The 10,037-nt window shown below is 34.9% G+C and carries 8 protein-coding genes; 7 read left to right on the top strand and 1 reads right to left on the bottom strand.

The features are described 5' to 3' along the window. The 5 genes from Q9R40_RS09255 to Q9R40_RS09235 all read left to right on the top strand — a co-directional run. Positions 1-671 (top strand): cytochrome ubiquinol oxidase subunit I (locus Q9R40_RS09255; protein WP_304677396.1); only part of this gene is annotated, 671 nt, incomplete at its 5' end. After that, positions 671-1,708, top strand: coding sequence for a cytochrome d ubiquinol oxidase subunit II (gene cydB, locus Q9R40_RS09250; RefSeq protein ID WP_304677394.1), 1,038 nt, complete (start codon positions 671-673; stop codon positions 1,706-1,708). The genes Q9R40_RS09255 and cydB, both read left to right, overlap by 1 nt. A 2-nt stretch (positions 1,709-1,710) precedes the next feature. Next, the gene (gene cydD / locus Q9R40_RS09245; RefSeq protein WP_304677393.1) at positions 1,711-3,528 is read left to right on the top strand and encodes a thiol reductant ABC exporter subunit CydD; all 1,818 of its coding nucleotides are present in this window, start codon (positions 1,711-1,713) and stop codon (positions 3,526-3,528) included. Next, a complete protein-coding gene (gene cydC, locus Q9R40_RS09240) occupies positions 3,525-5,270 on the top strand; it encodes a thiol reductant ABC exporter subunit CydC (protein WP_304677392.1) in 1,746 nt (581 codons plus the stop codon). Before cydD ends, cydC begins: the two co-directional genes overlap by 4 nt. Positions 5,271-5,290: 20 nt before the next feature. Beyond that, the gene (locus tag Q9R40_RS09235; RefSeq protein WP_304677391.1) at positions 5,291-6,217 is read left to right on the top strand and encodes a prenyltransferase; all 927 of its coding nucleotides are present in this window, start codon (positions 5,291-5,293) and stop codon (positions 6,215-6,217) included. Positions 6,218-6,282: 65 nt separating this feature from the next. Here Q9R40_RS09235 and Q9R40_RS09230 read toward each other — a convergent pair whose 3' ends face one another. Next, on the bottom strand, positions 6,283-7,575 hold the full coding sequence (locus Q9R40_RS09230; protein WP_095076597.1) for an extracellular solute-binding protein: 1,293 nt from the start codon (positions 7,573-7,575) through the stop codon (positions 6,283-6,285). Positions 7,576-7,864: 289 nt separating this feature from the next. On the opposite strand from Q9R40_RS09230, the gene phnD reads away from it, so the two are divergent. Together phnD and Q9R40_RS09220 are read left to right on the top strand one after the other, a co-directional pair. After that, complete coding sequence (gene phnD / locus Q9R40_RS09225; protein WP_304677389.1) at positions 7,865-8,797, top strand: phosphate/phosphite/phosphonate ABC transporter substrate-binding protein; 933 nt, start codon at positions 7,865-7,867, stop codon at positions 8,795-8,797. Between the two features lie 93 nt (positions 8,798-8,890). Further along, positions 8,891-9,961, top strand: a complete 1,071-nt coding sequence (locus Q9R40_RS09220) for a BMP family ABC transporter substrate-binding protein (RefSeq protein ID WP_297938830.1) — start codon at positions 8,891-8,893, stop codon at positions 9,959-9,961. Positions 9,962-10,037: the final 76 nt, after the last annotated feature.

Raw genomic sequence — 10,037 nt, 5'->3', positions numbered from 1 at the left:
ATCAAACTCAAGTTGAAATTCATGAACAACCAATGAAGTTTGCTGCAACTGAAGGCGTTTATGAAACAACAGGCGATCACGCTCCATGGGATATAGTTGCTAATTTAAATACTAAAGAACATAAAAATGAAGGTGCAATTTCTATTCCTGATGTTTTAACCATTCTTACTTATCACAGTACTAGTGGTTCCATTAAAGGAATGAATCAAATCAATAAGGAATTGCATGCAAAATACGATAAAAAGTTTGGCAAAGATATGAGCTATTACGTTCCAGTTAAGACCTTATTCTATAGCTTTAGAATTATGGCCGGCTTTGGTGCCTTATTTGCTTTACTTGCAATTCTAGGTTTAATTTGGACTCGTCCAAAGAAGAATACAATTGAAAACAAGCGCTGGTTCTTATGGATTTTAGGTATTTCAACCTTCCTTCCATTTATTGCCAATACTTGTGGTTGGTTCATTACAGAACTTGGTCGTTTCCCATGGACTGTTTATGGACTATTCACGATTGCAGATTCAATTTCTGCAAGTACAACCACTGGTGAACTCTGGTTCACAAATATTATGTACTTCCTAATCTTCTCAACTCTTGGCGCAGTAATGATCTATTACTGTAAACGTCAACTTGATATGGGTGTAGCTGGTGCACTTGAAAGGGGTGCATACTAATGATCGATGGAATTGATTTTTTACAGTTGCTTTGGTTCCTATTAATTGCCCTTCTTTTCATGATCTTCTACTTTACTGAAGGTTTTGACTATGGTGTAGGAATGGCAACACAGTTTTTAGCAAAAAATGATCAAGAAAAACATGTAATGATGGAAACGATTGGACCACACTGGGATGGAAACGAAGTATGGTTGATCACAGCGGGTGGTGCCATGTTTGCTTCATTTTCTGACTGGTATGCAAGTTTGTTTAGTGGATATTACATCTTACTATTCTTTACTTTATTTGCCCTAATTATTAGAGGAGTATCCTTTGAATTTTCTGCTCATGCAGAAACTGAGCATGGATTCAGAATCTGGACCAGTGCTTTGTTTTGGGGGAGTTTGTTAGCACCATTCTTCCTTACAATGATGTTTGGTAGCTTAATTCAAGGTGTTCCAATCGATGCTCAAGGAAATATGAGTTTAAGTTTTTGGAATATTGTTAATCCTTTATCTGTCGTTGCAGGTGTTGCAGGTGTTCTTCTTTGTTTAATTCATGGAATTAATTTCTTAAGATTGAGAATTGATGATCCAGAGCTAAGTAAACGTGCTGCTAACTTAAACGAAAAGCTTTATCTAGTAGCTTATTTAGGAGAAATTGTCTTTGCCTTGTTGGTCTTTTTCCAGACTGATTTCTTTAAGCTAAGACCAATTTCTTCAACAATTATTACTTTACTGATTGTTGTTCTAACTGCTTGGTCAGATATTGCCTTAATTAAAAATAAGCAAGGAGCAGCCTTTGTAACCAGCGGCCTAACTTTAGTAGCTGTTGTTGGTCTTTTATTCAACGGACTCTTCCCTCGCGTCTTAATTGCCACTGATCCAGCACACTCACTTTTAATTAAGAATGCTGCTAACTCGAAGTTAACACTCGAAGTAATGACAGTAGTTGCTCTTATTTTATTACCAATTGCTTTAGCTTATATTATCTGGTCATACGTAGTATTTAGACACCGGATCAAAGTAAATCAAAACGCTAATCTAGAACAGGAATAAAAATGATTGATAAACGACTTTTCAAATTACCAAAAGCCAAAATCATGCTCGCAATGCTTGCAGGACTAATGTTCTTGCAAGCATTTGCTATTTTAGGGCAAGGTATTTTTCTTGCTCGAGCAATTGTCGGCTCTTGGAAACGCCAATCTTTTGCCTATATTGCAGAAGATGTTCTAATTTTTTTGATTTTTTATTTATTAAGGCAGGGAATTAATTGGTTTCAGAAATGGTATATGAACCGGTACGCAAATCAAATTACTGCCCTTTTACGAGAAGAATTGCTTAATAAAACCTACGATGGCGGGATTGCATTAGTTTCAAGAATTGGAACAGGAAACTTAGTCTCAACGCTATTAGATGGGATGGATGAAATTTCTAATTATCTATCGCTAATTTTTCCAAAATTAATCGCACTTGCAATTGTTCCTTGGATTATTTTGATTTATATTTTTACTTTAAATGCCCTTTCTGCGTGGATTTTGTTGTTAGTTTTCCCCTTACTAATCCTATTCATGATTATTTTAGGAACTGCTGCTCAAAGTAAAGCTAGTAAACAATATGCTGGATATATTAAATTGCAAAACCACTTTGTCGATGCTTTACGAGGCTTAAGCACCTTAAAAGTTTTAGGACTTGCTAGAAGATATGGCAATATTGTTTACAAGAACAGCGAAAACTATCGTAAAAAAACAATGGGAGTTTTAAGAGTGGCTATCTTGTCTACTTTTACACTTGATTTCTTTACAACTTTGTCAATTGCGATGATTGCCATGTTTCTTGGAATTGGCTTAATCAACGGCAATTTAGTTCTCTATCCTTCGCTAGTTATTTTGATCTTATCACCCGAATATTTTTTACCTATTCGTGATTTTGGTAATGACTTTCATGCAACATTGAACGGTAAAAACGCGCTTGGACAAATTTTCGATATTTTAGCTTTTCCTACTACACCGCAAGAGGATCAGTTGTCCAGTTTCACGTGGAACAACGATAGCACTTTAGTAGCTAAGAATCTTTCTTTTAACTACAGTCATGTTGATCAAAGTAAGTTCACTGTTAATAAAAATGCTAAAATGAGCGGCGTCGTAAAAAAGAAAACGATGCATAAAACAAGCCAACATACCGCTGATGAATTACGTAATATCAATTTGAACCTTACTGGTTTTCAAAAAGTTGGCATTATCGGGCCAACTGGAGCTGGCAAGACAACTTTAATGCGAATCTTAGCTGGTTTTCTTACTCCGCACCTTAAAGACGATAACTTCACTATCAATGGACAAACTCTTGCTCAACTTAATCAAAAGAATTGGCAAAATCAAATTACTTACATTCCCCAAGATCCTTACATGTTCGCTGCTAGTATCAAAGACAATCTAACTTTCTATAACCCAAATGCCAGCCAGGAAGAGATTGATGCAGCTTTAAAGGCAACTGACTTAGACAACTTCGTGGCCAGCTTAAAAGATGGTTTGAATACTAAAATTGGCGAAAATGGACGTGGCATTTCTGGCGGCCAAAAGCAACGTATTGCCTTAGCTCGTGCATTCTTAGCTAAAGACCGAAAGATATTATTCTTCGACGAACCGACCGCTCATCTTGATATTGAAACTGAATACGAGTTAAAAGAACCAATGAAAAAATTGATGGAAAATCATTTAGTCTTCTTTACTACCCATCGTTTGCACTGGCTAAATGATATGGATTGGTGTCTGGTCATTGAGAATGGAGAGATTGTCGAACAAGGTACTCCTAACGACTTAGCTAAAAATGGAACCTTATTCAAGAAACTCACTCAACCATTGAAAGAAGATCTATTATGATGAATAAAAAATTTTCTTGGAAACATGAACATTGGGTTAAACCCTATCTAGCAAAATATAAATGGAACTTTCTTTTAGCAATTTTTCTTGGCGTTGTTATGTTCTTCTGTGGCGGCGCCTTAATGTTTTACGCTGGTTATACAATTGATAAAGCTGCAACGCATCCAGAAAACATCTTAATGATTTATGTTCCTATTGTCTTAATGCGTGCTGTCGGAATTGGAAGACCGCTATTTAGATATTTAGAGCGTTTAGTTTCTCACAACTGGATTTTGCGTGTTACTAGTTCTTTGAGACGTCAACTTTTTTATATTGCCGAAAAGAATACTTCCGCCGTCGGTTCGACTTTTCAAACAGGAAGCATTCTTTCGCTTCTGACTGACGATATTGGTCATTTGCAAAATCTTTATTTAAGAACTATTTTTCCAGCAATTCTAAGTTACATCGTAGGCTTTATTGTTGTAATTTTGCTTGGCTTATTCTCCTGGCCCTTAGCTGGTATTATTGCGACTCTATTGATTATGGAACTTGTTCTTGTTCCTTTCTTTTCACTCTTAAAACAAGCTCCTGTACGTGGTAAAGAGAAGGCAGAAAAAGCACAGCTTTATACAGAATTTACTGATCAAGTTTTAGGAGCTGGCGATTGGAAAATTTCTGGACGAAGAGATGCCTTTTTCAATCAGACCAAGACTACTTTGAAATCTCTAAGTAAGCATGAAAAAAAATCTGGAAAATTTGATTGGGCGAGAGATTTTGTTCTTGAATGTATCTTTGGTTTAATGGCTGTCGCTATTCTTTATTTCACTAATAAAAATCTTACTTATAATCAAGAAGCTGCTAATTACGTTGGCGCTGTTGTTTTAGCTTTATTTCCTTTATCAGATGCCTTTATTCCTGTTGGACAAGGTATCGAAGAATGGCATACATATAGCGATTCAGTGAAGCATTTAAATGAATTAACAGTACCTGAAAATCATTTACCTCAGCAAGAATATGTTGATCCTGTTTTTGCGGGAACTTTAAAGGTTACTGATATCTCATTTACTTATCCTGGAGAGGATCATCCAATCATTCAAGATTTCTCTCTTACCCTAAAAAGAGGTCAAAAAGCTGCTCTAATTGGACCATCTGGAGCTGGAAAAAGTACTATCTTACAGTTAATCTTAGGAGATTTGAAACCTAATAAAGGTACCGTCACTTTGGATAAGGTTAATGTTTTAGCTCTGCAAAAAGAACGTTCTAAGTTATTTTCAGTTCTAAACCAGGAACCATTTTTGTTTAATACCACTATTTACAAAAATCTAAGAATGGCTAATCCTGATGCTACTGCTGATCAAATGATGGAAATTTTAGAAAAAGTCCAGCTAGCTGACTTCATTAATTCGCTTCCTAAAAAATTAGATACAGAAGTTGCAGAAGCTGGTGCTCGCTTTTCAGGCGGTCAGAAGGAACGTTTAGCCCTTGCGCGTGTACTTTTACAAGATACCCCAATTGTCCTCTTAGATGAGCCGACAGTTGGTTTAGATCCAATCACAGAACAAAAACTATTAAATTTAGTATTTGATGTTTTAAAAGAAAAAACAGTAGTTTGGGTAACTCATCACTTGCAAGGTGTAAAATATATGAACGAAGTTCTCTTCTTTAAAGATGGAAAAGTTACCATGCAAGGAAATCCACATGATCTCTTTAAACATAATGAACATTTCCACCAACTTTATTTAATGGATCAAGGACTAATCTAAAAAATAGAAAGAAGTTTACTATGTCTGCTGAAGTAAAGCAAGGCTACTATGAATTAATTGAACCACGTACCCTATTTAATTCAATTATTCCCGTATTATTAGGGATGATGTATACAGAATATAATTTTCAGTTTTTCAGAATTTTTCCTACAATTGAAATGTGTATTGCCACGATTGTTCTACAAATTTTTATGAACGTGAATGATGGCTATTGGGATTATAAACGTGAAAAAGCTGCCAAAACTGGCGATCATAAGAAGAATCCCATTGGTAAGTATCACCTTAATCCTAAACACGTTTTAGCTTTTGTTTGGGTATTATTCATCATTTCAGCTGTTTGCGCTATTCTGATTGGATTTCAAACTAATATCTATATTTGGATTATTGGAATTATTTGTTACGCAATTGCTATCTCCTATTCCACAGGCTCACATACAATTTCTGCTGGACCTTTTGGAGAAATAGCTGCTTGTTTTGCAATGGGATTTGGAATTTTTCTAATTATGGTCTATATTAACGTTTATCCCTATGTAGCTTTCAATTGGAATTTTGTTTGGCCAATTATCTTAGCTGCTGGTATTCCAGAAATTTGCAATTTCACACTAATGCTAGGAAACAACCTGTGTGATCATGATGCAGATATCGCAAATGGAAGACATACTTTAGTTTCTTATATTGGAATTAAGGGTGGTCTTTACTTGTTTGTATTTAACTACTTACTGGGATTCTTTTTAACAGGTTGGGCAATTTGGATTGGAGTACTTCCGTGGAGCGTCGCTTTAATCTTGATTTGTATTCCAACAATCTATAAAAATATGCGCTTTCTTTGGAAAATTCAGACGAAGCCAAAATCATTTCCTAAAGTTGTTCAAAATACGCAAGTATTGTTTATTACTGAAGCGGTTGGTTTCTTTATCGGTTTGATGTTAAATCTTAGAATTAAATAATTACAAAAAAGGTCGAAACTTCGCCATCGAAGTTTCGACCTTCTTTAATTTTAAAATCAACTAAATTATTGTTTCCATGTTGCATCAAATTTTGCTTTACCAGCTTTAATTTGATTATTAACATTTTGACCATTCTTAGCTGCATACAGAATCTTAGCCATGATTGGATCTAACTGACTATAAGCTGCATTTGAATTTTTAGCTACAGGAACACTGTATAAATATTTCATTGCACCTTCAAGCTTAGCAGGCAACTTGGTCTTGGTATTTTCTTTATATTCTTTAGACGTTACAACAGCATTATTAACTGGAATATACCCAGTTGCATTAGCCCAGTCAAGTTGAGCAGACTTAGAAGTTAAAAATTGCATGTATTTAAATGCTGCGCTCTTTTGCATTCCTGTGGCTTTTTTGAACATATAGATATCTGTTCCTTGCTGCATAGTGTATTTTCCAGGGCGTGCCGCTACATCATAAGTGAATTTATCTCCAACGGCTTTTTTAACATAGCCTTCACCAGCAGAAGTTCCAATATACATAGCAACTTTTTCATTAGCAAAAGGTCCAGATAAATAATGAGCTGATCCAGCAGTTGTGAAGTATCCTTTCTTCATTCCTTGGGCATAGTAATCAATGACTTTTCGTGACTTGCTACCCGTGAAATCAATTTTATCAGTAAAATTAATTCCCTCGTTCTTCATACCTAAAGTATAGTAATTTGCTAATGAATCAAATCCTGCACCTACAACTTCATGGTTACTCTTCTTGTAAATAGTTTCTGAAACTTGAGCTAATTCTTTCATAGTTGTAGGAACTTTTTTAATACCATATTTTTCAAAGATAGACTTATTATAAGTTAAGACTTCAATAGATTTATTAAATGGTATTCCATATTGTTTTCCTTGAATTTTTGCCCCATCTAATAATTCATCTCTAATACCAGACTTAGCTGCACTTCCCCAGCCTAGCTTCTGATTATTGATATATGGAGAAAGATCTACCAGCATATTACTTTTTGCAGCATTGTAAAGCCAGCCTGGATAAGCCTGAGTAATTGTTGGTAAATTATTTGGTGACTGCAAAGTAGAATTTACCTTAGCTTGTAAATCAATATAAGATCCTTGGTTTTCAAGCTTAACTTCAATATTTGGATTTTTCTTTTCAAATTCCGCCGTTAATTTCTCTAATTCTGTTCGTTGCCCACCATTCATTCCATGCCAAAAAGTTACCGTAGTCTTCTTTGTAATTTTAGTTGGAATGTTTGCTGCTGAATTATCTTTCTTATCTTTAGAACATCCAGCAGTAATTACTGCCATACCGGCAACAAAACCTAAAGCAATCTTTTTATATAAATTCATTAAAATCCTCCAGTAACACAAAATTAAAAGCACTATTTATTGTATCAAAAGAAAATTTAGATACAATATGTTGTAGTATGAAAATATATCTTTTTATATTTTTTTATTTCTTTGTATAAATCTGCGCTAAAACACGCATTTTATCAATCTTTATCACTTATATAGTGCGTTTAATAACGTACATTATAGACGATATAGTTTAAAAATATTCACATTTGCTCTTGAACTAGAATCTATAGTTTGCTATCTTTAAGTCGTCAACTTCATTAAATAGTTTCTGGAGGAAAAAATGAAGATAAAAAAATTTTTAATCGGCGCTGCTATGGTTTTACTTGCTGTATCAACTGCTGCATGTTCAAATAATAAATCTGCTTCTAAAACAAGTGAGGGCTATACTCCTAAGGAATTAAATGTTCAGTTTGTTCCTAGTGTCCAAGCTTCTAAACTTGAAGCTAAAGCTAAGCCATTACAAGGCTTGCTTGAAAAGCAATTGCACATGCCTGTTCATGTGACTGTTTCAACTGATAACTCTGCTTTAGTTGAAGCAATGGCATCAAAGAAAGTTGATGTTGGTTTCTTACCACCTGATGCTTATGTCTTAGCCCACAAACGTGGTGTTGCTGACGTTTTGCTCCAAGCGCAACGCTATGGCTATGACGAACCAAGCGGTAAGCAAAACCACAAATTAATGGATAGCTACCGTTCAATGATCGTAGTTAAAAAAGGCTCTAAGATTAAATCTTGGAAAGATCTAAATGGTAAGACAATTGCCGTTCAAGATCCAACTTCTACTTCTGGCTACGTTCTTCCAATTGCAGAACTTCACAAAAAAGGTTTAAATGTACCAAAAGATTGTAAATTAGTTCAAGTTAAGGGACACGATCAAGCTGTTTTATCAGTTTACAACGGTGATGCCGATGCTGCCTTTGTCTTCTCCGATGCTCGTCCTCTTGCTGCTAAAGATGCACCTGCTGTAATGAAAGATGTTGTTCCAATTTACTTTACTAAATACATTCCAAACGATACTGTTGCTGTTAGAAGTGGTATGTCTAAGTCCTTTAGAAAGAAACTTGCTACTGCCTTTAAGGATATTGCTAAGACCAAGAAGGGTAAGAAGATCCTCGAAAACATTTACCAACACTATGGTTATGTAGATTCTAAAGATTCTAACTTCAATATTGTTCGTGAATACGAAGCTGAAGCTAAAAAGGCTGAAAAATAAATTTAATATTTTTAAAAGACCACCCTACTTTGACTTGTAGGATGGTCTTTTTCTCGTTTAAAATTAGAATAGATTTTTAATCGAGGTTTTCAAATGAAACTAAATAAAAAATTTAATCTATTATTGATCACAAGTGCCATCTTTTTAATAGCAAGTGCTTGTAGCAAACCCAATCATGAGGAAACAACAAGTAAAAATGCAGACAATCATATCGCTCTGATATCCGACATTAACGGCATTAAAGATAATTCTTTAAATCAATCTGTCTGGAACGGCTTAAAAGATTATGGTACTAAAAATGATCTTCCAGAAGGAAACAAAGGCTACGATTATTTTGTACCTAAAGATCCGAAAGATTATCAGGCCACTATTGATGAAGCTCTAGATAAAAACTTCTCCACTATTATTAGTGTTGGCTATACTCTTAAGCCAAATATTATTAAAGCGGCTAAAAATAATCCGAAAAAGAACTTTGTTGTTATTGATGCCCCTACTCCAAAATTAAAAAATTTAACCGGTGTCTCCTTTAAAAATCAAGAAGGAGCCTATTTAGCCGGTGTAGCAGCTGCTTATACAACTAAAAGTCAGATCGTCGGTTTAGTCTTAGGTCAAAATAGTAAAGAAATGACTTCCTTCAAAGCTGGTTTTATTCAGGGAGTAAGAACAACAAGTCATAAACTCCACAAGCATATTAAAGTAGTAACTCAGACAGTTGGAAACTTTTCCGATACTAATAAAGCACACGATATTGCCCAGGAAATGTACGGTAAAAAAGCTGACATCATTTTTCAAGCAGCGGGCAAAAGTGGCCGAGGTGTATTCAAAGCCGCACAAGAAATCAATCAAGCCCAACCTGTAGGACACAAAGTATGGGTTATTGGTTCTGATGAAGATCAAACCCAATTAGGAGATTATTTTGCAAAAGGTGGTCAACCATCTAATTTCACTCTTACTTCAGTTATCAAAAGTGCCGATCTTGCTGTTGAAGATATCGCTACCCAAACTGCTAAGGGAAAATTCCCAGGTGGGAAAAATCTAAGCTATGGTCTTAAAAATAAAGGTATTTCTTTAGTTCAAGGAAACTTATCCTATCATACCTGGATTAAAGTTCAAAAAGCTAGACAGAAAATCATTGATGGTAAGATTAAAGTTGATAAAGATTAATAATACTAAAAAGGGAGAGGTAGTGATATGAACCCCGAAATTCGGACAAGAATTTCGAGGTTTTTATTATGTCTAA

It is taken from the genome of uncultured Lactobacillus sp. (genome assembly GCF_948948975.1).
Classification (GTDB): Bacteria; Bacillota; Bacilli; order Lactobacillales; family Lactobacillaceae; genus Lactobacillus.
The sequence above is the reverse complement of the archived record's forward strand: the minus strand, read 5'-3'. Positions and strand labels throughout refer to the sequence as shown.